The sequence below is a fragment of the Collinsella sp. wc0583 genome (genome assembly GCF_046116915.1).
Taxonomy (GTDB): domain Bacteria; phylum Actinomycetota; class Coriobacteriia; order Coriobacteriales; family Coriobacteriaceae; genus Collinsella.
Window position 1 is genome coordinate 19,407 of sequence record NZ_JBJXBN010000005.1, and the last position, 23,958, is coordinate 43,364.

The 23,958-nt window shown below is 60.0% G+C and carries 22 protein-coding genes and 1 pseudogene; 11 read left to right on the forward strand and 12 right to left on the reverse strand.

Annotated elements, in window-relative coordinates; all coding sequences use genetic code 11:
* Nucleotides 1–137 precede the first annotated feature (137 nt).
* A complete protein-coding gene (locus tag ACKUUJ_RS05270) occupies nucleotides 138–620 on the reverse strand; it encodes a DUF188 domain-containing protein (RefSeq protein ID WP_409064889.1) in 483 nt (160 codons plus the stop codon).
* Nucleotides 621–1,223, reverse strand: coding sequence for an HdeD family acid-resistance protein (locus ACKUUJ_RS05275; protein ID WP_409064890.1), 603 nt, complete (start codon nucleotides 1,221–1,223; stop codon nucleotides 621–623). It abuts the gene before it with no gap.
* A gap of 262 nt (nucleotides 1,224–1,485) precedes the next feature.
* Here ACKUUJ_RS05275 and ACKUUJ_RS05280 point away from each other — a divergent pair, with 262 nt between their 5' ends.
* From ACKUUJ_RS05280 to ACKUUJ_RS05290, 3 genes are all read left to right on the forward strand, one after another.
* Nucleotides 1,486–2,157, forward strand: coding sequence for a nitroreductase family protein (locus ACKUUJ_RS05280; protein WP_409064891.1), 672 nt, complete (start codon nucleotides 1,486–1,488; stop codon nucleotides 2,155–2,157).
* Between the two features lie 82 nt (nucleotides 2,158–2,239).
* Nucleotides 2,240–2,782, forward strand: a complete 543-nt coding sequence (locus tag ACKUUJ_RS05285) for a histidine phosphatase family protein (RefSeq protein WP_409064892.1) — start codon at nucleotides 2,240–2,242, stop codon at nucleotides 2,780–2,782.
* Nucleotides 2,783–2,801: 19 nt separating this feature from the next.
* The gene (locus tag ACKUUJ_RS05290; RefSeq protein WP_409064893.1) at nucleotides 2,802–3,437 is read left to right on the forward strand and encodes a histidine phosphatase family protein; all 636 of its coding nucleotides are present in this window, start codon (nucleotides 2,802–2,804) and stop codon (nucleotides 3,435–3,437) included.
* Between the two features lie 127 nt (nucleotides 3,438–3,564).
* Here ACKUUJ_RS05290 and ACKUUJ_RS05295 read toward each other — a convergent pair whose 3' ends face one another.
* A complete protein-coding gene (locus tag ACKUUJ_RS05295; RefSeq protein WP_409064894.1) occupies nucleotides 3,565–4,245 on the reverse strand; it encodes a DUF1015 family protein in 681 nt (226 codons plus the stop codon).
* Nucleotides 4,246–4,253: 8 nt separating this feature from the next.
* On the reverse strand, nucleotides 4,254–4,802 hold the full coding sequence (locus tag ACKUUJ_RS05300; protein ID WP_409064895.1) for a hypothetical protein: 549 nt from the start codon (nucleotides 4,800–4,802) through the stop codon (nucleotides 4,254–4,256).
* Nucleotides 4,803–4,947: 145 nt separating this feature from the next.
* Between ACKUUJ_RS05300 and ACKUUJ_RS05305 the strand changes: the two genes are divergently transcribed.
* On the forward strand, nucleotides 4,948–5,997 hold the full coding sequence (locus tag ACKUUJ_RS05305; protein WP_409064896.1) for a hypothetical protein: 1,050 nt from the start codon (nucleotides 4,948–4,950) through the stop codon (nucleotides 5,995–5,997).
* A gap of 349 nt (nucleotides 5,998–6,346) precedes the next feature.
* On the opposite strand, the gene ACKUUJ_RS05310 is transcribed toward ACKUUJ_RS05305, so the two are convergent.
* The 4 genes and pseudogenes from ACKUUJ_RS05310 to ACKUUJ_RS05325 all read right to left on the reverse strand — a co-directional run bounded on the left by ACKUUJ_RS05310 (nucleotide 6,347) and on the right by ACKUUJ_RS05325 (nucleotide 10,937).
* Complete coding sequence (locus tag ACKUUJ_RS05310) at nucleotides 6,347–7,510, reverse strand: phosphoglycerate dehydrogenase (protein WP_409064897.1); 1,164 nt, start codon at nucleotides 7,508–7,510, stop codon at nucleotides 6,347–6,349.
* A 69-nt stretch (nucleotides 7,511–7,579) separates the two neighbouring features.
* On the reverse strand, nucleotides 7,580–8,704 hold the full coding sequence (gene serC / locus ACKUUJ_RS05315) for a 3-phosphoserine/phosphohydroxythreonine transaminase (RefSeq protein ID WP_409064898.1): 1,125 nt from the start codon (nucleotides 8,702–8,704) through the stop codon (nucleotides 7,580–7,582).
* A gap of 141 nt (nucleotides 8,705–8,845) precedes the next feature.
* Nucleotides 8,846–10,690: pseudogene (locus ACKUUJ_RS05320) on the reverse strand (DNA/RNA helicase domain-containing protein).
* A complete protein-coding gene (locus ACKUUJ_RS05325) occupies nucleotides 10,581–10,937 on the reverse strand; it encodes a nucleotide pyrophosphohydrolase (protein WP_409064899.1) in 357 nt (118 codons plus the stop codon). Before ACKUUJ_RS05325 ends, ACKUUJ_RS05320 begins: the two are co-directional and overlap by 110 nt.
* A gap of 114 nt (nucleotides 10,938–11,051) precedes the next feature.
* On the opposite strand from ACKUUJ_RS05325, the gene ACKUUJ_RS05330 reads away from it, so the two are divergent.
* Complete coding sequence (locus ACKUUJ_RS05330) at nucleotides 11,052–11,276, forward strand: hypothetical protein (RefSeq protein ID WP_225093714.1); 225 nt, start codon at nucleotides 11,052–11,054, stop codon at nucleotides 11,274–11,276.
* A gap of 115 nt (nucleotides 11,277–11,391) precedes the next feature.
* Here ACKUUJ_RS05330 and ACKUUJ_RS05335 read toward each other — a convergent pair whose 3' ends face one another.
* Nucleotides 11,392–12,993 carry a potassium/proton antiporter gene (locus tag ACKUUJ_RS05335; RefSeq protein WP_409064900.1) on the reverse strand — a complete coding sequence of 534 codons (1,602 nt, stop codon included), beginning with the start codon at nucleotides 12,991–12,993 and terminating at the stop codon, nucleotides 11,392–11,394.
* 321 nt (nucleotides 12,994–13,314) lie between these two features.
* Here ACKUUJ_RS05335 and ACKUUJ_RS05340 point away from each other — a divergent pair, with 321 nt between their 5' ends.
* Entirely contained in the window at nucleotides 13,315–14,154 is an 840-nt protein-coding gene (locus ACKUUJ_RS05340) for a metallophosphoesterase (protein WP_409064901.1), read from the forward strand.
* A gap of 318 nt (nucleotides 14,155–14,472) precedes the next feature.
* Here the strand turns inward: ACKUUJ_RS05340 and ACKUUJ_RS05345 are convergent, their stop codons facing one another.
* Nucleotides 14,473–16,053: a lipopolysaccharide biosynthesis protein gene (locus ACKUUJ_RS05345; RefSeq protein WP_409064902.1), complete on the reverse strand. Its 1,581-nt coding sequence runs from the start codon at nucleotides 16,051–16,053 to the stop codon at nucleotides 14,473–14,475.
* A 325-nt stretch (nucleotides 16,054–16,378) separates the two neighbouring features.
* Between ACKUUJ_RS05345 and pckA the strand changes: the two genes are divergently transcribed.
* The 5 genes from pckA to ACKUUJ_RS05370 all read left to right on the forward strand — a co-directional run bounded on the left by pckA (nucleotide 16,379) and on the right by ACKUUJ_RS05370 (nucleotide 21,046).
* Nucleotides 16,379–18,049 carry a phosphoenolpyruvate carboxykinase (ATP) gene (pckA, locus tag ACKUUJ_RS05350; protein WP_409064903.1) on the forward strand — a complete coding sequence of 557 codons (1,671 nt, stop codon included), beginning with the start codon at nucleotides 16,379–16,381 and terminating at the stop codon, nucleotides 18,047–18,049.
* 225 nt (nucleotides 18,050–18,274) lie between these two features.
* Nucleotides 18,275–18,994, forward strand: a complete 720-nt coding sequence (locus tag ACKUUJ_RS05355; RefSeq protein ID WP_409064904.1) for a B3/4 domain-containing protein — start codon at nucleotides 18,275–18,277, stop codon at nucleotides 18,992–18,994.
* 170 nt (nucleotides 18,995–19,164) lie between these two features.
* A complete protein-coding gene (locus ACKUUJ_RS05360; RefSeq protein WP_118079653.1) occupies nucleotides 19,165–19,614 on the forward strand; it encodes a MarR family winged helix-turn-helix transcriptional regulator in 450 nt (149 codons plus the stop codon).
* A 119-nt stretch (nucleotides 19,615–19,733) separates the two neighbouring features.
* Complete coding sequence (locus ACKUUJ_RS05365) at nucleotides 19,734–20,588, forward strand: DegV family protein (RefSeq protein WP_349125122.1); 855 nt, start codon at nucleotides 19,734–19,736, stop codon at nucleotides 20,586–20,588.
* A gap of 137 nt (nucleotides 20,589–20,725) precedes the next feature.
* On the forward strand, nucleotides 20,726–21,046 hold the full coding sequence (locus ACKUUJ_RS05370; protein WP_409064905.1) for an MGMT family protein: 321 nt from the start codon (nucleotides 20,726–20,728) through the stop codon (nucleotides 21,044–21,046).
* Nucleotides 21,047–21,439: 393 nt separating this feature from the next.
* On the opposite strand, the gene trpS is transcribed toward ACKUUJ_RS05370, so the two are convergent.
* Both trpS and ACKUUJ_RS05380 read right to left on the reverse strand, forming a co-directional pair.
* On the reverse strand, nucleotides 21,440–22,489 hold the full coding sequence (gene trpS / locus ACKUUJ_RS05375; protein ID WP_118079659.1) for a tryptophan--tRNA ligase: 1,050 nt from the start codon (nucleotides 22,487–22,489) through the stop codon (nucleotides 21,440–21,442).
* A gap of 158 nt (nucleotides 22,490–22,647) precedes the next feature.
* Nucleotides 22,648–23,847: a glycosyltransferase family 4 protein gene (locus ACKUUJ_RS05380; RefSeq protein WP_409064906.1), complete on the reverse strand. Its 1,200-nt coding sequence runs from the start codon at nucleotides 23,845–23,847 to the stop codon at nucleotides 22,648–22,650.
* Between the last annotated feature and the right edge of the window lie 111 nt (nucleotides 23,848–23,958).

Genomic DNA, 23,958 nt, shown 5'->3' on the forward strand with positions numbered 1-23,958 from the left:
CATGCCCGGCGCCTGCACAATGCGGCGACGCATGGCATTTTGAAGCCCGTTTTTTTGTTGAGCCACGGATCCTGAGCGCTCACACCGGTCAGAACAAAAAGGCAAATTTCCGGGCATAGCCTAAAAATCTGCCTTGGTTAGCGCAGCAGCTCGGTGAGGTTGCGCTTAAAGCGGGCGCGGTCTTCGCCGGTGAAGGCTGCCGGCCCGCGGGTGCGACCGCCAGCGCGGCGTACCTTCTTTTCTTCGTGGCGAATAAACAGCTGCATGTCGATGGTCGCCTTGTCGTACACGCGCCCGCGCACGCCGATGGCGGCGGCATCGCGGCCGAGCACCATGCTCGCCAGGCCAATGTCCTGCGTCACGACCACATCGCCCGCCTGCAGACGCTCGACAATGGCAAAGTCGGCGCTATCGGCGCCCACGCTCACGTCGAGCGTCGTGACCCAAAAGCCGTGTCGTGCGTGCTCGGCATCGCGCGGATCGTCGCGGCGAATGTGGCGTTCCAGGTTCTGCGTGCTGTTGCCGGCGATAACCACGGCGACGCCCGCCCGCCGCGCGCAGTCGATCGACTCACGCGTGACCGGGCAGGCGTCGCCATCAATAAACAGCGTTCGCGGCATCTAGCGCACCAGCTTGCCAAAGCGGATAGCACGAATAATCAGCGTCACGCCAAACACCAGGAGCGCGGCGCCGCTAAAGATGACGAGCATCTTTGCCGACCACAGCGGATAGATAAACACGAACACGCCGGCGATGATGGAGAGCGCGCCGCTCAGGATAGCGAGGGCGCGGTTAGACGAAAGCTCGGATTCCAGAATGGACATGACACCTTCGACAATCCAGCCAAAGCCGGCCACGACCACCACGAGCGTGGTGAGCGTCGCGGTCGAGAAGGCCTGGTTGCGCAGGATTATGACGCCGCCCAGAATGATGATCAGGTTGGAGATGATGCTCGTGACGCGCCAGCCGGCGGGCAGCAGCGGCTCAAAAATGGCGGTGAACAGCCTGACGCCAGCCGTGATCACAAAGTAGAAGCCCAGGACGGTCGTCAGGAAGACGAGGGACTTGGCGGGCGCAAACAGCAGCGCGATGCCGGCAAGCAGTGCGATGACGCCCGTGGCGGCGTAGATCCAGCGCACGGCCTTGATTGCCTTGCCTGCCATGCTTTTCTCGTCAAATCCAAACAGATTCGACTGCTGGTCGTCGTTCTTAAAGATGCCCATGAGGTCTCCTTTCCGCACGGCGTTTGCCGTCATTGTTGTTTTTGCGGCGTATGCCGCAGTTGCTACAACAAGTATCGCCTAAAGGCACCGGCGTATGGGTTGGGGAGGGCGAAGTGTAACCCAAAGGTCCCGATTTGTTCTCGTTGTTCCCCATGTCGCGTTTTTCTATTCAACAGGTGTAGAACATTGCGGCCCTGTTCGTTATTGCCTGCGTTTTAGGTTAGATTTTCCTAAGAACAATTGCCTTGTATTGGGGGTCTCTATGAACGAAGCTGTTCCCGCGGCGCCGTCGAGCGTGGAGTTGATGGCAAAGCAAGGTTGCGAAAAACTCGGTCTGGAATCGTTTGACGCGCTGGTCCGTCGTGCCCGCACATGCCGTCGATTTGACGAGTCCATGCGCGTACCGCGCGAGTTTTTGCTTGAGCTGGCAGAGCTGGCGCACCTGGCTCCCTGCGGCGCTAATGCTCAGCGTCTGCGTTTTCATGTGGTGAGCGACGCCGAGGAGTGTTCGAGCTTATTTGAAAAGCTCACATGGGCTGGTGCGCTCAAGGATTGGTCGGGTCCTGTCGAGGGCGAGCGCCCGACCGGCTATATCGCGATCCTTGCCGAGCGTCCCGCTCCGGGCAAGCCTGCCGCGCCAATCACCGAGGCAGACGCTGGTATCGCCGCGCAGACGATGATGCTCGCCGCCCGCAGCGCTACGCCCGAGGTGGCGGCGTGCATGTTCAAGGCTTTTCCGCCTCGTGCGATTGATGTCATGGGACTTGACGGCGACAAGTACGAGGTCAAGCTGATCATGGTCTTTGGCGTTCCCGCCGAGACACAGGTGATCGATGCAATTGATTCCAACCCCGACGGCTCTATTAATTACTGGCGTGACGAGGCACAGGTACACCACGTACCCAAGCGTCCACTCGCCGACGTACTGGTGTAGTTGAGCGTCGCCCCGGCGTGATCCGGCGGTAAACCACCACAAAGGTGCCCGTCCCCTTTGTGGTGGTACGAGGGGAGGGCATGTGGCCGATCTGTATTTGGCGCGGCATGGGCAGACCGAGCTCAATGTGCAGAACATTTTGCAGGGCTGGCACGATTCGCCGCTTACGGTGCGCGGGCGCGAGCAGGCACTGGCGACGCGCGCGGCGTTTGAGGCGCGCGGCATCTCCTTTGACCATGCGTATTCGTCTCCGTTGGGTCGGGCACGGTGTACGGCAGAGCTGATCGTTGGCGAGGGCCGTTCCATAGAGCTGGTCGATGACCTGCGCGAGTGGCATTTGGGATCGTTGGAGGGCACATCAAACCGCGAGATGCCGGCGCAACCCTGGGGCGATTATCCGGTCGCCTTTGGTGGCGAGTCTGAAGGCGAGCTTCGGGCGCGCATGGTTGCAACGCTGTCCCGTATTATGGCTCGACCGCAGCACGATTGTGTGCTTGCAGTCTCTCATGGCTCTGCCTGCCAGGAGTTTCTTGAGTATGTGGTCGGCGGGGGAGAACAGCCCGACAACGGCGCCGTGCTTCATTTTAGCTATTGTGATGGGGCGTTTTCGCTCCTTGATTGGTAACGAGCGAAAGGACCCCCCTATGAATAAAGATCTGTATCTGGTCCGTCATGGACAGACGATATTCAACCTTAAGCGCATTATTCAGGGTTGGAGCGATTCGCCACTCACGCAGCTTGGTTGCGACCAGGCGGTGCGCGCCGGTATGTTCTTGCGTGCGCGCGGCATCGAACCCGATCATGCCTACACCTCCACACTGCACCGCACCGAGCAGACTATCGCCAACCTGTGGCCGGGCCTTGCCTACGAGCGCCTTGATGGCCTGCGCGAGTGGTTTTTTGGCGACTTTGAGGCCGAGCGCGTGATGCTCATGCCCGAGCGCCCATGGCGTGACTTTTATCGTCAGTTTGGTGGTGAGGGGCAGATGCAGGTGCGCGAGCGCATGGTGTCGACGTTGACCGATCTTATGCGAAGTCCGGACCATTCGTGCGTGCTCGCGGTGAGCCATGCCTCAGCCATCAAGGAATTTTTGGACCACGTGAGGGGAGCGGCGGCCGACGAGCGTGAGCGCGTGCCGGGCAACTGCTCAGTGCTGCATTTTGCATTTGACGATGCAGCCGATACGTTTGATCTGGTCGAAGTCTTTACGCAAGAAGACTATGCGCGCGAGCTGGGGGTTGAGCCGCTCGTGGCGGCATCGGGTCCGCAGCGCGGGTAGCGCGGGCGTGGCGATACGGATCGCCGATGTCATTGCTCGATGTGAAAGGGGCGGGGATGCATGCGCATGTATCCCCGCCCCTTGTTTGTTGAGCTGCCGAGTCTTTGTACTGGGCGTTTACGCCCTGTTAGAACCTTGCGATCTGGTGGGTGAGCAGACCCGTTGGAACCTGCGGTGCGCCGCCGGTGACCTGCGCGGCGGGGAATAGCGCGGCAACGGTAAAGTTGAACGGCTCTTTGCCCGTGTAGGTGCCGGCTGTGCGTGCCTCGTCTGCCAGGAGCTGCGCCGCCCCTGCCAGCGCGGCAGCATAGGTGGGATCGTCAGCCGGCGTCGGCTCCGGTGCCTGGTCGAGCATGGCTCGGATGGCGGCAACGGCGTCCTCGCGCTTGACCTCCCACACGCGGTGCGTAATGCCGGCGGGGTCGGTGACGGCATAGAGCGACGCGCCCTCTTTGGCGGCGCCGAGGATGATATCCATGACGGGCGAGGCCTCGTAGGCGAGCGTTACAGGGCGCGGCTGGACCTTAAGCTCGGCGATTGCGCGGGCGGCTGCGGTCGCACCTGCGGGGGTCGCGCCGTCGCCCGCCAGTACGCCGGCCGGGCAAATCGCCACGACACCCGTCACGCGACCCGGTTCGCCCGAGCACTCGTACACGTAATACGCCGCGCCCGGATCTTTGAGCATAAGCCCGTCGGCGATGGCGTCGCGCAGGGCGTCGTTGCTGCTCAGGATACCGCCCATCTGCGGCAGCGCTTCGAGCACGCGGTCCTGAGCTGGGCGGATGCAGGGAAACGGAAGTGCTTTCATGGGCGGTCCTAACGCGCGAGTCGGTTTGTTCGCGGCTTATTATGCCCCAACTTGGACGCTTGCGTCCCAGAGCGTGTTGTCAACAAGCGCGATGAGTACGTTCTGGCAGCGAACGATATCGGCATGGGCCCCGGCTCGTTGGGCTTATGCGCGAGCACCAACGAGCCGGGGCCGTAGCTCATGCAATTGCGGTTACCCGGCTTGCCGGCAATGACGGCGGTATCGGTGCAGCCGGTAAAGAAGCCGACGGTCGTGTCCGCGTTCCAGCCATCGCCTAGGGTGACGGTATCCATATGGCAGATGTAGACGAGCCGCGCCTCGCCGCTCGCGCCCGGCACGGTAATCATAAGGTTGCAGCGCCCGGGGAACACTTCGAGCTCGCGTATCTCTGCGGTGTCCAGCACGGGCGAATCGAGTTTGGCAACATATGTCTCGACCAGGTCTTTGATATGTTGTTCGATCTCGAGCTCATACGCGCCGGGGTCTGAGCTGTCAATCTTCACAAGCTCCTGCGCAAGCCGCCAGGCAAAGTCCTCATCAACCATATGCAACTTCACAATCAGCCTGCTTTCCAAACCGATTGTAAGCCACCTGGAAGATTCGCGACGTGCATGTTGTAGCAGTATTTACCGTTCGCAGGCTGAGCAATCGCGTTTGCCGTCCGTGCGGGCTCGCAAACGGCATAGTGGGTACGTATCTTTCATGGACGACATGCTGTGCGACATATCTGCCTTTCGGTATCACCGGATACCTCCACAGGTCTTGGCAATAATGCCGGACCTGCCCGATTCTGCGGACGATCCGCGCAGGGAACGCCTTTGTGAGCATCCGCTCGTCAAGCATTTCTTGGACACCCCGTTACACGTGTTGGCGCAGGGCGGCTGCGGACGTAAAGGCGGTCGCATTGTAAGACATGTTTGGAACGGGGGGAGGCCGTTTGGCTCCGTGCGGCAGACGGAGTTTGGCCTTGATGTCGCGTCCCCGCTCTTTACGCTGCTGACCCTGGCTTCCTCGGTCTCAAACGAGCGTCTGATCATGTGCATGTATGAGATGTGCGGCACCTTTACCGTGTGCAAGATTGCGCCTCAGGTAAAGTTGGCGCTTGAGCAGGCATATGGGAGCCGGTGGGGTGACGCACGGTCGGGCTGGGAAAACGTAAAGGATGCCTCGGGGAATCCAACGGACTTGTGGAAACGACCTCCCTTGATCGAGCTCTCTGACCTTACGGAGTTCGCCAATAAGATCCAGGGACTCCGCGGTGCTAAATCGTTCACACGTGCCGCGAAATGCATTACGGGGGTTGTGGCATCGCCGCTTGAGGTCCAAGCTTCGATGCTGTTTGGCCTTTCGAGGCTGCGCGGCGGCGAAGGGCTGCGCCTTACCAATAATGTCGAGATTCGCATGACGCGCAGCGCCCGCCTGATTTCGGGGCTTGATAGGCGCTACGCCGATATCTTGCTGTCAAATAAGGAGGGCAGCCGAGAGTGCCTGGTTGAATGTCAAGGTAAAGCCATTCACGGATTCATAGAATCCAAGATCTCGGACTCCGATCGAACGACGGCCCTTCAGACGATGGGATATCCCGTCGTTCTGATGACCTATGGTCAGCTGGTTGACTCCGATGCCTTCCGCGTGGTGATGGAGCTTATCATGTCCTATCTCGATATGCCGTTGAAAGACAAGACGCCGCGGCAGCAAGAGCTCGAACGGCGACTTCGTGAGGAGATTTTTATCGATTGGGCGGGAATGTAGCCGCGCGGGTGGAAAACGGTCGCGGAAGCTAGGGTTTTAGTTGCGAATAGCCTTCAATTGCTCCTTGGAATTGGCTTGAAAAGTGCTACCTAGAGCAAGTTATTTCGGAAAATGGACAGTCAACATTAGTTTGGCATATAGAGATCGATTTTTACCTACTAAAACCCCTGATAAAGCTGTTTGTAAAAGCAGTTGTGCTTAGCGACTAGGGCCTCACTGTCGATTATCCGAAAAAACTTATTATGGGTAGCATTTTCAAAACCAGCCGGAGCAACGAAATCGGCCCCCGTTTCGTGAAAACGGGGGCCGAATGGGCGTCGTGGCCTGTCTGGCAGGCTTGTCGCCGACGCTACTTGATCACGCGCACGCGATGCATCGACGGAATCTGCTTGAGCGCCTCGATGGTGCTGCTGTTCAGGTGCTCGTCGGTGTCGAACATGGTGTAGGCGTTCTCGCCAGCGGACTCGTTGGTCATACGCTGCACGTTGGCGTTGTCCTTGGCGAGAATGGCCGTGATCTGGCCGATCATGTTGGGCACGTTGGCGTGCAGGCAGGCGATGCGGCTCGCGGCGCGCGCCTTGCCCATGCTGCAGGCGGGGTAGTTGACGCTGTGCGCGATATTGCCGTTTTCCAGGTAATCCTTGAGCTCGCTGATCGCCATGTCGGCGCAGTTGGCCTCGGCCTCGCCGGTGCCGGCGCCCGAGTGCGTGGTGATAAACGTATTGGGCATCTTGACGGTCTTGGGCGTGGCAAAGTCGCAGCTAAACCAGCTAAGCTTGCCCTCGCGCAGGGCGGCGTCGACGGCGTCCTCGTCAATGATGGTCTCGCGCGCGTAGTTGATGAGCACGGCGTCGGGTGCCAGCAGGTTGATTTGCTCGGTACTGATCATGCCGATGGTGTCGGCCTTGCTGGGCACGTGCACGGTGAGGTAGTCGCAGCCGCGGCAGAGGTCCTCGAGCGTGCCCACGCGCTGCACCTCGCGGCTCAGCACCCACGCGTGCTCGACGGAAATGAACGGATCGTAGCCGTAGACATCCATGCCCAGATCGACGCAGGCGTTGGCGACCTTGGAGCCTACGTTGCCCAGACCGATAACGCCGATGCGCTTGCCCTTGAGCTCGCGGCCCACAAAGGCCTTCTTGGCCTTTTCGGCGTCGACCTGAATCTCGGGGTCGTCGGCGTTGTCGCGCACCCAATTCATCGACTGCACGACGCCGCGGCTCGAGAGCACCAGCATGCCAAGGACGAGCTCCTTGACGGCGTTGCTGTTGGCGCCGGGGGAGTTAAAGACGACGACGCCCTTCTTGGCGTACTCCTCGACGGGGATGTTGTTGACGCCGGCGCCGCAGCGGGCGATGGCGCGGATGCCCTCGGGCAGCTCGTAGCCGTGCAGGTCGGTCGAGCGCATCAGGATGGCGTCGGCCTCCTCGGCGGTGTCCACAAACTCGTAGCCCTCGCCAAACTCGACTTTGCCGTCTTTAGTGATGTCGTCGATGGTCTTAATCTTGCGCATGAAAAACTCCTTAGCAGGTTTGGTTTAAACAGGTGGTTTGAAGTGGCTGGTCGGCCCGCGCGTTGCGGGCTAGTTAGATCGCGGACTCAAACTATGCTGCGCTTCGAAGTCCTTCATGTACGAGGCCAGGGCCTGCACGTCTTCCATGGTTACGGCGTTATAGACGCTGGCGCGCATGCCGCCCACCAGGCGATGGCCCTTGACGTTTTGAATCTGGTGCTCGGCCGCGCCTGCGACAAAGGCCGCGTCGAGCTCGGCGTCGCCGGTGCGGAAGGTGACGTTGGCGATGGAGCGACTGTCGGCTTGCGTGGTGCCATGGAAAAGCTCGCTGTGCTCGAGCAGGTCATAGAGCAGGTTGGCCTTGGCCCAGTTGCGCTCGGCCATGGCGGCGAGTCCGCCGGTCTGCTCCACCCAATGGAACACCTTGCCGCACACGTAGATGCCAAAGGTGTTGGGCGTGTTGAGCATGGAGCCCTTGGCGGCCTGGGTCTTGAGGTCCAGGTACTGCGGCGTCTGCGCAAAGGCGGGGCCTTCGGCGATGAGGTCGTCGCGCACGATGACCACGGTCACGCCCGCGGCGCCGGCGTTTTTCTGCGCGCCGGCGTAAATGAGCCCGTATCGCTCGACGTCGAGCGGCTGCGACAGAAAGCAGCTCGAGACATCGGCGACCAGCGGCACATCGCCGCAATCGGGCAGCCCGTGGTACATGGTGCCAAAGATGGTGTTGTTCTGGCAGATGTAGACGTAGTCGAGCCCATCGCCCGCGGCCTCGGCGGCAATGCGCGTGTTGATATCGGTCATGGTGGGAATGCGGTCGAAATTGGTGTCTTCGGAGCTCGCGAGCAGCATGGCCTCGCCGTACTTTGCGGCCTCCTTGTACGCTTTGTTGGCGAAGTTGCCGGTCACGACGTAGCCGGCGCGGCCGCGGCGCATGAGGTTCATGGGAATGCCCGCAAACTGCAGCGTGGCGCCGCCCTGCAAAAACAGGACACGGTAGTTGTCGGGGATGCTCAGCAGGCGGCGCAGGGTTGCCTCGGCGTCGTCGATGATCTGCTGGTACATGCTAGATCGATGGCTCATCTCGAGCACGGACATGCCGCAACCGCGGTAGTCCATCATCTCGTCGGCGATCTCGGCGAGCACGCTTGTAGGCAGCGCGGCCGGGCCAGCTGAGAAGTTGTGCACACGTGCCATCTTCTAGTTCCCCTCGTAGTCGTTTGAACGTTCGGGATACTTTAGCACAGTGGAGCGCCAGGCGCGACCGCATCACGGTAAAACTCGAGTGCGCTGCTATGATTTACAGGATGGTTACATGGGGGAGGGCGGTCGTTAGGTCTATATCACCGGGATATACCGTGACAAATACTCCTTGAGCGCCGGGTCGCATACATAAAGAAACGTTCCCAGCATGCCGCGCGTCATGAGAACGTAGTAGGCGTTGACGATAATCTTTCGTAGGTCGTCGTCGCTTGCCTTTTTCTTTGCGACGGTATCTTTGAAGTTTGCCTTGTTAACGCAGACGCCCCCTTTGTCGTTGTCGTAGTAAATGTCTGGCCCCAGAATTACGAAGCCGTAGTTGAGGTCGTAGCCCTGCACCGTGTGGATGCATCCGACCTCGTTGACGGCGTTGGGGGAGTTAACCCAATCCTTTTGACTCGAGTTCCAACGTTTAGGGATGCCCTCAATGACGATGTCGAACGCGTCTTTGTGTTTCTTCGTTTCCCACTTCCACGCAAAACCTGCCGTCATGCGGGATAGACCAACTTCCTCTTCCTTGGCTTGCTGCAGGGAACAGAAATCCTCAAATTGGTCGACGATTCCAAACTGGTATCTGGGGGTATCGCTGTCCGGATCCCCGGCTCGCGAATCGTAAGGCTCCGATGAAAAGAGTTCTTCGAATTTCATGCCGGCATGCATGTACGCCTTGTTGTCGAGTAGATCATATACAAAGTCGAGATACTCATCGCCGCCGCGTACTCGCATTTGCGTGCTTAGGCTGAACTCTTCAGTTTCAATGCCCTCTTCTTCGAGTTGGTTAAGTCACCGCTCAAGACCGTTTCGATTGAGGCCGGATGCCCTGACTTGCTGCTTGGGGTCATAAAACAGATATGCCTTGTCGCAGCATTTGAATATCCAGTCAACTTGGTTGCTCGTATGCGGAAGGCCGAGACGATCGCAGGTGCTATAGAAGGCCTTGATGCCGGAGCCCATGCTTAGATAATTACCCAGTCGATGTGCTTCATCGACAAGTAGGATGTCATAACGATCATTTTTGGTTACGTCACTGGGGCTCAAGATATCGCCAGGCTTTAGCACTGGAAGGAAGTGCGTGAGTTTCCTGAGGGTCTTCTTCAGGGAATCCATGGGGGTGACAAAACCGACCCGCAGACCGGAAAGGTTCGGCTCATTTTTGATTTTGAACATGAGACTGATGGCGAGGATTGTTTTACCTGTTCCCGGCGCGCCATTCACGACGGTTATACGTTCTCTTTTTGAGCCGCCATGTTTTGCGTCTTCATGCTCCTGTTCGAGACGTTTATAAATCGTCTCGATCGTTTCGTATTGGTCGGGCGTAAGCGTCTTGAAAGGCGAGAACTTGAACAGATCGGAGTTCTCGAGCTCTTCAATCGGATGAATCGCGTAGTTTTCTTCGCGAAGCTTTGTCCAGAGGTCTCGGAACCTCTGGCGATACTGAGGCCGCTCAAAATAATCGAATTGGGCATAGCCGTTGTTGGCATTGGTGACCTGGTATTTTTCGTCGGCACAGAACAGCTCAATAAGTCGATTCTCGAACTCGAACGTTGCGGATTGGTTGAAGGTGGGATTGTCGATCAGAAGGGTCCGGTCGAAGTCCTTGTCCACGTTTGCAGCGTGTTGTTTCATACGGCGCTGGTAGTTGGTTGTTTGGCCGATGTATGCCGTCTTGTTTCTGCTGTTGGTGAGAATGTAAAGGACGGGCCAACTCTCGTCATGATGGGCTCCAGGCTTTGGCGTGCCAAAGTCCTGAAGAGATTCGCTTGTCTCAAAGGGCTGGGGCAGGGGAAGCGTGTATTGCCGAAGGGCGAACTCATTACTCATGATGGTCCGCCTTTCTGTATTCATTAGATGATGCGTCGACGGGGTAGCGCTCGCCATTGCGCTTGAGCTTGGACGAAAGCGCCGCTGGCAGGTCGATTTCATTTAAATCTGCGAAACGCAGAAGGAAAAGGAGCGTGTCGGCGACTTCGTCTTCGATGGCTTGTCGTTGCTCGGTGTCTTCGAACATTTCTGCAATGCGCTCGTCGCTCATAAAACGAAAGAGCTGAAGGAGCTCGGAGGACTCAGTTGCCATGCCGATGGCGAGCTCTTTTGGCGTGTCATACTTGCGCCAGTCGCGTGCATCACAAAAGTCCCTGACTTGTTCCGTTATGGCATCGAGCTTATCCATCGTCCGCAACCTCCCTGATGTTCATTGTTTTATTATGGCGGTATCTGGGATTTATTGCACCTCATTTGGGGCATGCGGTTTGTTCGGTCGCGATTGCCGATAGGGGGTTTCACCATGAAAATCGAAGTTGATGTAGACCAACTGCGCGAGAGTCTGCTCGACCGCGCGGGGAGTGCGGCGGGCGTGGGTTTTCCGGCCGCCATGCTCGACGTGATGGATATCGAGGACGAGTCGCCCCAAGAGCTCCTAGCCCGAGCCGAACGCGAAGGCCTCGACCTCTGCGACTTTGCCGTCGATGGTGACGCGGACGATGACTACGGCGCAGACGAGGAATGGTAGCCGCGATTGAACTTCAACCCCATCCCTTCAATAAGAAGCGGTGAAATGGGGACTGTTTGGGCTGCTAGAAGGCCTATTCAGTCCCTATTTCACCGCAACTTATGGGTGGGGATGGCTACGACGCCAGCGTGGCGATGACGGCTTCGTCGCCGGCGTATATGAGGGTGTTGCCGTCGGGGATGATGGTTTGGCCGTCGCGCTTGAGCATCACGACGATAAAGGGGTGCTTGCCTTGTGGCACATCGCGCAGGCGCAGTCCTGCCAGGCGACCGTGGGGTGTCACGGTGACCTCGCGCAGCGTAACCTCGGCACGCTCTTCAAACGTCGGCGCGGCCATAACCAGAAGGTCGCCTTCTTCGATCACGGTATCGCCGTTGGGCAGCACCGGGTGCGCGCCGTCGCGCAGCACCAGGACTACGAGCATGTCCGTCGCACTGCCAATGTCCGCGAGCGAGCGCCCCGCAAACGGATGCCCTACACCCACCTTGAGCTTAACGAAAGACATGCCGTCCTCGTCGCGGTAGTCGTTAAACGTGCGGCGCACGTCGCCTTCCGCGTCGATCATATCGAGTTTCTTCGCCACCGCCGGCAGCAGCGAGCCCTGCACCACAATGCTCGACACGGCGATCACAAACACCAGGTCAAACAGGTCGTGACCACCGGGAACACCGACCACCACGGCAAAGAGGCTAAACACGACCGAAGCGGCACCGCGCAGACCCGCCCAGCTTACGAGCGCAACCTGGCGAGGGTTAGTCTTAAAGGGCGCCAACAGCAGGCCCACGGCGATGGGGCGGCTCACAAAGAGCATAAACGCCATGAGTGCCAGGCCCGGTAGCAGCATTTGCGACAGGCGTGCGGGCGTCACGAGCAGACCGAGCAAGAAAAAGATAGTCATCTCGGCCATCTCGGTGAGGGTATCGAAGAAGTGTGCCATTTCGACCTTGCCGGTGATGTCGCTCGCGCCCAGAACAATACCTGCCAGGTATACGGCCAAAAAGCCGTTGCCGCCCAGGTAGCTCGGCAGCGCGTAGGCCACGATCGCCACGGCGAACAAGAAGATGGTCTGCGCGCCCTCGGCCGTTGCATGTGCGCGTTCAATCAGGCGGCTGGATGTCCAGCCGATGGCAAGGCCCAGCCCCACGCCCAGGATGATCTGCTTGGCCAGCAACACGGGAGTGTCGATGTTGCCGCCCGCCGCGAGGGTCGCGAGCACCGCGGTGAGCATGTAGGCGACGGGGTCGTTGGAGCCTGATTCGACCTCGAGCAGCGAGTCGGTGCCGCCCTTTAGTGACAGGCTGTGCTCGCGCAGCACGCTAAAGACGCTCGCCGCATCGGTCGACGCCACGACCGAGCCTAGCAGCAGGCCGCCTATCCAGTCGAAGCCCAGCGCGAAGTGCGCAAAGGCGCCCGTGATGCCGGCGGTGATGACGACGCCGAGCGTGCTCAGCAGTACCGCGGGCGCGGCGACGGGCTTGGCACGGTCGATGTTGGTGTTAAAGCCGCCGTAGAACATGATGAACAGCAGCGCCGTGCTGCAGACGGTTTCGGTAAGCGCGTAGTCGCTAAAGTCGATGTGCGCGGGGCCGTTGACGCCCAGCAGCATGCCCAGCGCGATAAAGATGAGCAGGGTGGGGAAGGGGAGCTTTTTGCCGACGGGTTTGATGGTCAGGCACAAAATGATGACGAGGCCGATAAAGAGAAGTATCTGGTTCATGGATAGTGTCCGCTTCTGGGTGGTTTGCGTGGCACGGTCAATTATCTGTGGTTATTTGTACCCAAAGGTGGTGGGTTTATGGGGCCGAGCCGCGGGCGTTCGCATTATCGACACGAGGCCGGGGCGGGGGGTGGTGCTGGGTGGAGCGTTGATGATGGTGGCGCGGTATTTCCGGAGCGTGCGGGCGGCCGCTTGTGGCCGTTGGCTGTGGTGGCACTTTCCACCGTTATTGCAACGGAGTACAATGGGTAACGTTTAAGTTCAACTTGAAGTTTTAGTCGTGGCATCGGGCTTCGGCCGTAATGCAGGGAAAGGCGTTCCATGGCGATCTATGTGACATCTGATGCTCACGGGCACGTGCGCGCACTGGACGAGGCCCTTTCCAAGATCTCGCTGACGTCCGACGACACGCTATATGTGCTGGGCGACATGATCGACCGCGGTCCCGATCCGGTCGGTGTCATCAACTTGGTGCGGTCGCTGCCCAACTCTCGCGTGCTTAAGGGCAACCACGAGCAGATTATGCTCGACGCGATCATTGGCCAGGACCCGCTCGATGCCGAGACCTGGGATATCAACGGCGGCTGGACTACGCGCCAACAGCTCAACGAAATGGAATTTGAGGCATACGAGGAGCTGGTGCGCTGGGCTGCTGCCCTGCCGCTCTATGCAGTGGCAGAGACTGCCGAGCGACCGTATCTGCTGGTGCACGCCGGCATTCAGACCGAGGCGGCGCGTACGTTTTTTCTTGAGCATGGTGTCGATTGTGCCGATGGTGCGGGGGCGGTGGATGCCGATCGCGAGCTGCTGCAGCAAATGCTCGCCGTGCAGTCGTCCGATGACCTGCTCTGGATTCGCCATGGCTATTGGGATGCCCCGACGGGGCTGCTTTCTGCCGAGGGCAAGGGTCCGGTCGTGGTGAGTGGCCACACGCCCACGGTGTCGCTGGGGCGCTATTGCGAGGTTGGCGGCCTGGCAGGGCTCGATGAGGAGTCGGGCCGCGGGCAAATGGTGCGCTTGGGTGGCGAGGATACCGCCGGTGTGCCCGATCGCATCGATATCGACTGCGCGGCGGCCACCGGTTCCGAGTTCGGCCGCGTAGGCATCCTGCGTCTGGATGACGGGGCGGAGTTTTATGCGAACATCAACCCGGGCGAATAATCGCTGCAAAGGGTAGCTAATTTGGGACGGGGCCTTTTTGACTACTTTTGCCCTTCTGCCCGCTAATTGATTTTTCTGGGACGGGGATTAAATAATCATTTGGCTGCCCGCTGGCTAAGTGAGTAGACTTTTTTGGAAATGCCGAGCACTCAACATATTTGCCTCAATAAAACCGCAGGTCACAGACTTGTGCTTTGTCGGTGTGATCGGGGATTCGGTAAAAGTCTACTCACTTAGGTTTGCGTGATGCATATTGTCCGCAACGAGACCCCGGCCGGGGTGATTCCATCGCAAATTCCGGTGACCGGGGGCAGCTAATTAGGCGCCGTACGGGTTGCGGGCTCGTTCTATGCGCTGGCGGATGTGGGCGTATTCGACAATCAACAGCACCAGCAGTAGGGCCATGATAGCCAGGTAGCTTACGACGGCACCCATCAGGCCAAGCAGGTTGATCAGGATCACCGGGAGCACTACGCTCACGGCAAAGCAGATCAGGTAGATCTTGGTGACGTCTCCAGCGTGGCGCAGCACCGTGATGATGGCATAGATAAAGTCGATGGCCGCGGTTACACCGCCGGCGACGACCATCAGCAGTGCCAATGTGCGGTAGCGCTCAAAGTTGAGGCCGTACATAAAGCTCATGAGGGGAATGCCGGGACCGGCCATAAATGCGGCGCACACGCCGGTGATGGCCACGATTAGTGCCATAACGGCAATAATAATCAAGTCAAAACGGCGGCGTTTGCGCGGGTTCGCCCAAATGCTCGACAGACGCAGGAGCTGCGGTTTATAGACAAATCCGATGCTCAGCAAAATAGCCTGCGCTGGAAAGAACAGGGCATTAAAGTACAGCTGGTATTTGTAGGCCAGCGTGCCTTCCATCACAAACTTGGGCATGCTCTCGATAAGGTTGAATAAAAAGAGCGCGCCAAAGAGCGGGGCGCACTGGACAAACAGGTGGCCGACCTCGCGCAGACTCACGTGGCGCGATTTTTCGGTCTCGAGCAGAGCGAGCGGCGCGGTGACCAGCATGAGCGAGGCGATGGCGGTGACACCCATGGTCATCGCCGCGATGGGCATGCTGCGCGTAAGGAACAGCGCCACGCTAAAGACCGCGATGACGCCGACGGAGCGTAGCGTTTGGCTCATGCCGGCCAGGTAGAGTTTATCGGCCTGCTGCAGGCGGCCCTCGTATACGTCGGCGACGCCGTCGATCACCTTATACAGGTAGACGCCCAGGCCGATCGTCGCCATGTGCGCGTCGTAGCCGCGGGCGCTGCTGTATGCAAGGCCGCAGGCCAGCGCGATCGCTCCGCAAAGCCAGCGATTGAGCTGGTAGGAGGCAAAGGACGTCTTCTCGTCGATATCCGAGACCTGAAAATTGCGCACGCCGTAGTTGCACGCGATCATGATGAGCGTGCCGGTGACAAAGGCGATGGAGAACTTGCCGGCCTCCTCGGCGCCCACAAGCTGCGTGGACACGATGGTGAGCAGCGGAAACGCCATGCCCCATACGGCGGTGCCGAGGGTGTTCCAAAGATAGTCGCGACTGGTGGCGTGCTCTTCGTATTCGGCTTCCTGCGTGGAGAAACCGCCGCCGTAGACAGCGCCGAGCAGGCGGTTCCACCAGGCGTTGACCATGCGGTGGATGGGGCCGGGCTCGCGATCGCGCTCGCGTCGGCGACGTGTGGCCTGGCCGCTGTCGGGGCCGCCGGCGTTGCGCTGACTCAACTCTTGGATACGTGCGAGCTCCTCGGCGGTATGCGATGCGGGGAACAGGCCGTTCTCGATGCGTCCACCTTGGGCCTTTGCGGTGCCGCCGCTCGCTACGGCGGGGTCGGCGACGCCATTGCGGCGGGCGATGGCGCGGCGAATACTATCGAGAGGCGAGATGCTCAAGGCGGAGTCCTTTCTATTGCTGCGCTTTAGTATAGACGCGACGGCGTTTGCTCGTGTTTTTGAACAGGTTGTTCAATATCTTCGGCGGCGCCATTCAGTAGTCGGCACTTCGGGACGTTCCTTATGTGCCGACATCCGGGGACACTCCTTGGTTATTGCCTGTTCAAGAGCGTCCCCAATGGCTAGGCCGCTTGCCTGCGATTTTTGACCGTTGGGCGGGCGCTTCGCCGTTGCCGCAAAAACGTTTTTGCATATCGGGTACAACGGGCTTTACGTGAGTAAAGTGCGCGCCGCGTCCACGTGTCGCGTTTTTAAAGGAGGCCCCATGCCTGGTGTTACCCCTGCAGAAGTTCTGTCCAATTTTGGCATTACGCTGGTCGAAGATCCCGCCGAGAATCAACCCCGTCTACTGGTCGATCTACCCGCCGCGGAGCTCGTCGAGCATGCCATCCGCCGCGAAGAAGGCCGCATGGCATCCAACGGCGCGCTGGTGATCGAGACGGGGGAACGCACTGGTCGTTCTCCCAACGATCGCTTCATCGTTGACACCCCCGATGTTCACGACAGAATCGCCTGGGGCGCCGTCAACCGACCGCTTTCGATCGAGAGCTACGAGACCATCAAGGCCGGTATCGTCGACTATCTCAACGAGCGCGACGTGTTCGTTACGCGCGGCATGGCAGGCGCCGACCGCAACCACACGCGTCGACTGCTCGTCGCCTGCGAGCGTGCCAGCCAGGCGCTCTTTATTAAGCAAATGCTCGCCCGTCCGCTCGCCCGCGAAATCGCGCGCACCGGCGAGCCGGACTTCTGCGTGCTCGCCGCGCCGGGCTACCAGTGCGATCCCGCCATTAAGGGCCTCAACTCCAGCGCCGCCGTGGTCATTAACTTCCAGGAGCGCGTGATTCTGGTTGCCGGCACCGGTTACTCCGGCGAAATCAAAAAGTCCATCTTCAGCGTCATGAATTACCTACTGCCCGTCGAGGACGACGTGCTACCCATGCACTGCTCGGCCAGCATGGATCCCGTCACGCACGAGACGGCCGTGTTCTTTGGCCTTTCCGGCACGGGCAAGACCACGCTTTCGGCCAACCCCACGCGCCTGCTGATCGGCGACGACGAGCACGGCTGGTCCGACATGGGCATCTTCAACATCGAGGGAGGCTGCTATGCCAAGTGCGAGGGCCTGGACGCGTTCCATGAGCCCGAGATCTTCAACGCCGTCCGCTTTGGCGCCATCTGCGAAAACGTGGTGCTCGATGAGAATCGCAAGCCTAACTATGATGACGTCTCGATCACGCACAATACGCGCGTGGCCTATCCCGTCGAGCATATTCCCAACGCGTGGACCAAGGGCATGGGCACCACTCCGAGCGTCGTGCTGTTTTTGACCTGTGATGCCTTTGGCGCGCTGCCGCCCATCTCGCGCCTGACGGCCGACGCCGCCATGTATCACTTTGTGACGGGCTTTACGGCCAAGATCCCCGGCACCGAGGTCGGCGTCACCGAGCCCACGCCCACGTTCTCCTCGCTGTTCGGAGAGCCGTTTATGCCGCTCGACCCCATGGTCTATGCCAAGATGCTCGGTGAGCGTATCGCCGACGGTCGCACGCGCGTCTATCTGGTCAACACCGGCTGGATTGGCGGCGGTTATGGCGTGGGCCATCGCATCGAGCTTGCCTACACGCGCGCCCTGGTGGCCCGCGCCCTCGACGGTACCATCGAGGACAGCGAGTTTGTGCACGACGATATTTTTAACGTTGACATTCCCACCACGTGCCACGGTGTGCCCGATGGCATCCTGGTGCCGCGCCAGTACTGGCAGAGCACCGCTCGCTACGACGAGGCAGCGCACAACCTGGCGGTGATGTTTGAGGAGAACTTCGAGAAGAAGTACTCGCACCTGCCCGAGTCCGTTAAGGCCGCCGGCCCGCACGCTCAGGTGCCCGCCGACGCTCGTCATCGCGGCCGCGGGCTGCTGGGACTTCGCCGCTAGCGTCGTCGCGAGCCCATATCCACCACAAAGGGGACAGGCACCTTTGTGGTGGTTTTGCTCGCGCGGATGACTCGGGTTACAATACGCCTGACATATCGTCCCCTTCTCCGGATGGGGACAGCGCAAGCGCTCTTGTGACGGCACCGTAGGACTTTGAAGGTGGCCGTTGTAAGGGTGCTTTTTGTTTAGGCATTCGCATTGGGGCGAATCGTGAAGGGAGCACGTATGAAGAGCTTTATTGCCGAGGATTCATTCTGGGAGCTGTTTCCGCAGGCAGCGGTCGGTGTGGTGGTCGTGGAGGGTATGAAGTCCACGGCTCAGATTCCTCAAGAGGACGTGGATGCGATTGCGGCGTTGCTCGATCGCGCGAATATCGATGCGGAGCGTCATCTGACCAGCGATACAATCAGCGAGAACGCACCGGTCAAGGCATGGCGCGAGGCCTATCGTCTGTTCAAGACCAAAAAGGGCGCGCGCTGTTCAATCGAGAACCTGCTCAAGCGCGTGCTCAAGGGCAAGCCGGTGGGCCACATTACACCCGCGGTGGATATTTACAACACGGTGTCGTTGACCTACGCGTTGCCCGTGGGAGGCGAGGATTTGCATGCGATTGAGGGCGATCTTCGCTTGAAGGTGACCGACGGTGGCGATGCGTTCTTGCCGCTTGGCGAGGAAGCGGATGACCCGACGCTTCCCGGCGAGCTGGCCTATATCGATGATGCAGGCGCCGTGTGCCGCTGCTGGAACTGGCGCGACGGCGTTCGAACGGCTCTGTCCGACGATTCGGCCGACGCATTCCTGGCGATTGAGTGTGTAGAGCCCGAGCGCATGGGGGACTGTCAGGCCGCCATCGACCGTCTTGCCGATCTGCTCGAGCGCTATCTGGGAGCGACGGTTGTCGTTAAGACGCTTGTGACCCGCGACAATCCCCGCGTGGAGCTGTAGCGGCGCCTAGAACCTATTGATGCCCCAAACCACCACAAAGGTGCCTGTCCCCTTTGTGGTGATTTTTATGTTGATGAGTTAACAAATAGGGCGCGCAGTGCTGGCGGCCGCTGGGTACGGTTAAGATGTTTACCCGTTAGCATTATGCAAGCGAAAGGCGGTCGTCTCCCATGCAGCAGAGCGACGAGACACGTTTCGAGGACTTTGTCGGACTGATCAGCGGACTCTACAAGGAGATCCAGCGCATTAAGACATCTGAGGGCGCAAGGCTGGGCCTTAAGGGCTCCGACATCATGTGCCTGTACTATCTTGAGCGCAGCAAGGACGGCCTGACTGGTGCCGACCTCGCCCGCATGGCTGGCGTGACCCGCGCTGCCGTCTCGCGCACGCTGGCGCATCTGGAGGAGGGCGGCTACGTCGAAGTCGACGATTCGGGCGATGCCGCCGTTAAGTATCGCGCCCCGGTTCGCCTGACCACGTTGGGCGGCGAGAGCATGAACGAGGCCGATTGCATTATTCGTGAAGTGCTCGACACCACCGGCAAGGCCATGGGCGTGGAGCAGCGTGAGCAGATGTATGCGTCGCTGCGTACGATTCTCAACACCTTGCGCGAGCTGTAGGGCCGCCTGGGCATTTGCTTCCCATTATCAACTGCATCGTCCCGTTTAAGCGCGTATACCGTGCCGGGGCATTGCTGTCAAAATTCCCTGCGCGAGGTCCGCGCAAGAAAGGATTCGCTATGTCCGTCCGCATTATTACCGATTCCGCAAGCGATATGTCGCCGGCCGAGCATCCGGCACTGGCCGTTTTGCCGCTGTCCGTCACCTTTGGAACCGATGTGTTCATGGATGGCATCGACATCGATCACCAGCGCTTTTACGAGATGCTCGTGGAGCGCGATGAGCTGCCCAAGACCGGCCAGGTCAACCCGTACGCGTTCTCGCAGGCTATCGCCGAGGTTCGCGAAGCCGGCGATGAGGCTGTGATTATTACCGTGGGCGCTAAGCTCTCGGGCACCAATCAGAGCGCCCGTACCGCACTGGCCGAGGCGCCGGGCGGCGATGTGTACGTGGTTGATAGCAATAACGTCACCCTGGGTGAACGCATCCTGGTTGAGTATGCGCTGCGCTTGGTGGACGAGGGCCGTAGCGCGGCCCAGATTGCGGCGGCGGTCGAGGCCGTGCGCGACCGCGTGGTGGTTATTGGCCTGCTCGAGACGCTGGAGTACCTGGTGCGCGGCGGTCGCCTGTCTGCTGCTGCCGGCGCCGTGGGTACGCTGCTCAACGTAAAGCCTGTGGTAGCTGTCGAGGACGGTCTAATCGTGCAGCTGGGCAAGGCACGCGGTTCCAAGAACGGCCGCAACCTGCTGAACCAAAAGGTCGAAAAGGCGGGCGGCATCGACTTTTCCATGCCGCTGGCGCTCGGCTATACGGGCCTTTCGGATGCGGTGCTCAAGAAGTATATCGAGGACAGTGCGGCATTGTGGGCTGGCCACACCGAGGGCGAGCTGCCCGTTCACACCATCGGCGCCACCATCGGCACCCACGTAGGCCCCGGCGCCGTAGCCGTAGCCTTCTTCCAGCCCGCCAACTAACCGACCTGCCAACAAATGATCCCTTGGGGACGGAGGAAAACGGATCATCGACCGCACGGAGGCCGCGAATGATCCGTTTTCCTCCGTCCCCAAGGGATCATTTCTTTATGCTGTTAATGCGGAGAAGGGAGCGAGCGATGGCGTCTGAGGGCTTTTTTGAGCAGGTGTATGAGGTGGTCGAGCAGATCCCCGAGGGGATGGTCGCCACGTACGGTCAGGTGGCGCTGCTCGCCGGTCGCGCGCGAAGTGCACGCTATGTGGGGTATGCGCTGCATAGCAACCCACGCCCTGGTCAAATTCCCTGTCATCGCGTGGTGTTTGCCGACGGGCACATATGCGAGGGCTTTGCTTTTGGCGGCCCCGATGCTCAACGTGAGCTTTTGCTAGGGGAGGGTGTGGCGTTTAAGGACGACATGCACGTCGACTTGGCCGCCTGTCGCTGGCCAGCTGGACTCTAACAGTTCTGCCGTGGCCAAAACCACCACGAAGGTGCCTGTCCCCTTTGTGGTGGTTTTCCGTTGTAGGTTTACCGGGGCTAACTTATGGAGAAGGTGTGGCGGCGCATATTGACGCAAGAAAGTAAACCACGGTGAACTATATTATATTCAGCAACGGAGCGGGCAATAGGCGATGAAAAAGCCTGCCCTGTTGAGTTTGATTCGCATTCCTCCCCTCTGTGCGATTCAACGGTGTACTTCGGGAACGGGCCCGCTGGCAACTGACTGCCGGCGGGCCCGTTCCCGTTTGTCGGGGGAGTGCAATGGGTAGAGCCGAGCCGGTCGGGCACCAAAAAAGGCGGACGCCATAGCGCCCGCCCTATAGCAATCGAAAGCTCAAGCCAGCAGATCGGTCTAGTACACCATGCCCATGGCGTCCCGAACCTCGGCCAGGGTCTGCTCGGCGATCTCGTTGGCGCGACGGTTGCCCTCGTGCAGCACGTCCTTCACATAGTCCAGATCGTTCTCGTAGCGCTGGCGACGCTCGCGGATCGGCGCGAAGTACTCGTTGACGGCCTCGGTCACGTACTTCTTGAGCTGGCCGGAGCCGCCCATGCCAATCTCCTCGGCAATCTCGACCTCGGAACGGCCGGTGCAGATGGCGGCGGTCGAAAGCAGGCCGGACACGCCGGGGCGGTTCTCGGGGTCGAACGTGATCATGCGCTCGGAGTCGGTCTGGCTCTTCTTGATGCGCTTGGCCGTCTCCTCGGCGGTCATCGAGATGTTGATGGCGTTGCCGTAACTCTTGCTCATCTTGCGACCGTCCAGGCCGGGCAGCAGCGGGGTCTCGGAAAGCAGCGCGTCGACCTCGGGGAACACCTTGCCGTAGCGGTTGTTAAAGCGGCGGGCGATGGTGCGGGTGAGCTCGATGTGCGGCAGCTGGTCGCGACCGACGGGCACCACATTGCCCTTGCAGAACAGGATGTCGCAGGCCTGGTGCACCGGGTAGGTGAGCAGAAGGCCGGTGAGCTCGTGGCCCGAGGCCTCCATCTCGGCCTTAACCGTGGGATTGCGCGCCAGCTCGGCCTCTGACACCAGCGACAGGAACGGCAGCATGAGCTGGTTGGCGGCGGGCACGGCGGAGTGCGCGTAGATCATGGTTTTGTCGGGGTCGATGCCGCAGGCAAGGTAGTCCATGACCATGTTGTACACGTTGTCCTGGATGTGCTCGGTGGTGTCGCGATCGGTGATGACCTGGTAGTCGGCGATGAGCACGTTGGTCTTGGCGCCCATGTTCTGCAGTTCAACACGGCCCTTGAGGGTGCCAAAGTAGTGGCCCAGGTGCAGGCGGCCGGTGGGGCGGTCGCCGGTAAGCATGGTGAACTTCTCGGGCGTCTTGGCCAGGCCCTCGCGAATGGCGTTGCTCTTTTGCAGCGCGACTTCGTAGCTGTTCTCGTTTGGCATGATTGCTCCTAACGTATGTTCATGGGTCAAGATGATAACGCGTTTATTGGAGGGGCGGGACATAAGTAGGCGAGGGGTGGGAGAGGGGCGGCTTGTGCGATGGGTGCGGCGCGGCTGCGCGTGGCCAAGGTGCCCGGGCACATCCTCGGCAGCTTACCCTAGAGCTTGTGGTGGCGCTCTTCCTTACGATCCTCGGCTGCCTCCTCCTCCTGCTTAAAAGCAGGGTCGTCGGGGGTTACCAACTCGTCTTCGTGCGTGCGCTTGTTGTAATGGTGGCGCAGCACGGGCTCAAACAGGTGCAGGTGCTTGGCGAAGGCCGCCGAGCCGATGGCGAGCACGGTAAAGATGAGCACGCGTATGGGGACCTCGACCTGATTGATGGCGGCGGCGCCGGCCGAAAGCAGTATGCACCAGGCGTAGATGAGCAGTACGGCTTGCTTTTGGTTGTAGCCCTCTTGAATGAGGCGATGGTGGATGTGTCCCTTGTCGGCCTGCCCAATGCTAATGTGGGCGCGCTTGCGGCGCACGATGGCACTAAACGTGTCGATGATGGGCACGCCGGCCACGATGAGCGGGATGATGAGCGAGGTGAGCGCGGCGGTGCGGCTCACGTTGAGCAGCGAGATGGAACCCAGTGCAAAGCCCAGAAGCAGCGATCCCGAGTCGCCCAAGAAGATGCTCGCGGGGTTGAAGTTATAGTGCAAGAAGGCGAGGCACGAGCCAAAGAGCGCGATGGAGAGCGCGGCGGCGTCGATGCGGCCCGAGAGCACGGCGACCGAAAACATGGTGAACGACGCGATACCGCAGATGCCCGTGGCCAGGCCGTCGAGGCCGTCGATAAGGTTGATGATGTTGGTGAACGCCACCAGGTAGATCACGGTGATGGGGTAGGCGAGCCAGCCGAGCATAATCTCGCCGGGGGCAAACGGGTTGACGATGACGCCGATGCGCAGGCCGCCCACGCAGGCGATGAGCGCGGCGAGGACCTGACCGGCCAGCTTTTGCTTGGGCTTGAGCTGGTAGACGTCGTCGATTGCGCCGGTCGCAAAGATGACGGTAAAAGAAAGCGCCAGTATGGGGTAGCTAATGTGCAAGAGGGGATGAGGCACCAAAACGGGCGGCCAGCCCAGGTACCAGGTGCCTAGGATCTGCACAGTGCAGGCGACGACGAGGCCTAAAAAGACCGCCGTACCGCCCATGCGCGGGATGGGTTTAGTGTTGATGCGGCGCTTGGAAGGATAGTCGACGGCGTCGAGCTTGATTGCCAGGCGCTTGACCAGGGGCACCGCAAGGAAGGTCGTGATAAAAGCCGCGACCGCCACGCAAAGGTACGGTATGAAGCTCGTGGAGGAAGCCATGAATCGATAAACCGCCAAGCGTCGAAGGAAAAGGTCAAAGGATGCCATGCCGCGAAGGGTATAGCTGACCCATGATACTCGACCAAGGAGGGTGTGAGGAATTGCGCGGGG

Excerpts from the sequence above, each read along its gene's own strand:
- ACKUUJ_RS05270 (WP_409064889.1), bottom strand. The coding sequence starts at position 620 with ATGCCGCGAACGCTGTTTATTGATGGCGACGCCTGCCCGGTCACGCGT.
- ACKUUJ_RS05275 (WP_409064890.1), bottom strand. The coding sequence starts at position 1,223 with ATGGGCATCTTTAAGAACGACGACCAGCAGTCGAATCTGTTTGGATTT.
- ACKUUJ_RS05280 (WP_409064891.1), top strand. The coding sequence starts at position 1,486 with ATGAACGAAGCTGTTCCCGCGGCGCCGTCGAGCGTGGAGTTGATGGCA.
- ACKUUJ_RS05290 (WP_409064893.1), top strand. The coding sequence starts at position 2,802 with ATGAATAAAGATCTGTATCTGGTCCGTCATGGACAGACGATATTCAAC.
- ACKUUJ_RS05295 (WP_409064894.1), bottom strand. The coding sequence starts at position 4,245 with ATGAAAGCACTTCCGTTTCCCTGCATCCGCCCAGCTCAGGACCGCGTG.
- ACKUUJ_RS05305 (WP_409064896.1), top strand. The coding sequence starts at position 4,948 with ATGGACGACATGCTGTGCGACATATCTGCCTTTCGGTATCACCGGATA.
- ACKUUJ_RS05310 (WP_409064897.1), bottom strand. The coding sequence starts at position 7,510 with ATGCGCAAGATTAAGACCATCGACGACATCACTAAAGACGGCAAAGTC.
- serC (WP_409064898.1), bottom strand. The coding sequence starts at position 8,704 with ATGGCACGTGTGCACAACTTCTCAGCTGGCCCGGCCGCGCTGCCTACA.
- ACKUUJ_RS05325 (WP_409064899.1), bottom strand. The coding sequence starts at position 10,937 with ATGGATAAGCTCGATGCCATAACGGAACAAGTCAGGGACTTTTGTGAT.
- ACKUUJ_RS05330 (WP_225093714.1), top strand. The coding sequence starts at position 11,052 with ATGAAAATCGAAGTTGATGTAGACCAACTGCGCGAGAGTCTGCTCGAC.
- ACKUUJ_RS05335 (WP_409064900.1), bottom strand. The coding sequence starts at position 12,993 with ATGAACCAGATACTTCTCTTTATCGGCCTCGTCATCATTTTGTGCCTG.
- ACKUUJ_RS05340 (WP_409064901.1), top strand. The coding sequence starts at position 13,315 with ATGGCGATCTATGTGACATCTGATGCTCACGGGCACGTGCGCGCACTG.
- pckA (WP_409064903.1), top strand. The coding sequence starts at position 16,379 with ATGCCTGGTGTTACCCCTGCAGAAGTTCTGTCCAATTTTGGCATTACG.
- ACKUUJ_RS05355 (WP_409064904.1), top strand. The coding sequence starts at position 18,275 with ATGAAGAGCTTTATTGCCGAGGATTCATTCTGGGAGCTGTTTCCGCAG.
- ACKUUJ_RS05360 (WP_118079653.1), top strand. The coding sequence starts at position 19,165 with ATGCAGCAGAGCGACGAGACACGTTTCGAGGACTTTGTCGGACTGATC.
- ACKUUJ_RS05365 (WP_349125122.1), top strand. The coding sequence starts at position 19,734 with ATGTCCGTCCGCATTATTACCGATTCCGCAAGCGATATGTCGCCGGCC.
- ACKUUJ_RS05370 (WP_409064905.1), top strand. The coding sequence starts at position 20,726 with ATGGCGTCTGAGGGCTTTTTTGAGCAGGTGTATGAGGTGGTCGAGCAG.
- trpS (WP_118079659.1), bottom strand. The coding sequence starts at position 22,489 with ATGCCAAACGAGAACAGCTACGAAGTCGCGCTGCAAAAGAGCAACGCC.
- ACKUUJ_RS05380 (WP_409064906.1), bottom strand. The coding sequence starts at position 23,847 with ATGGCTTCCTCCACGAGCTTCATACCGTACCTTTGCGTGGCGGTCGCG.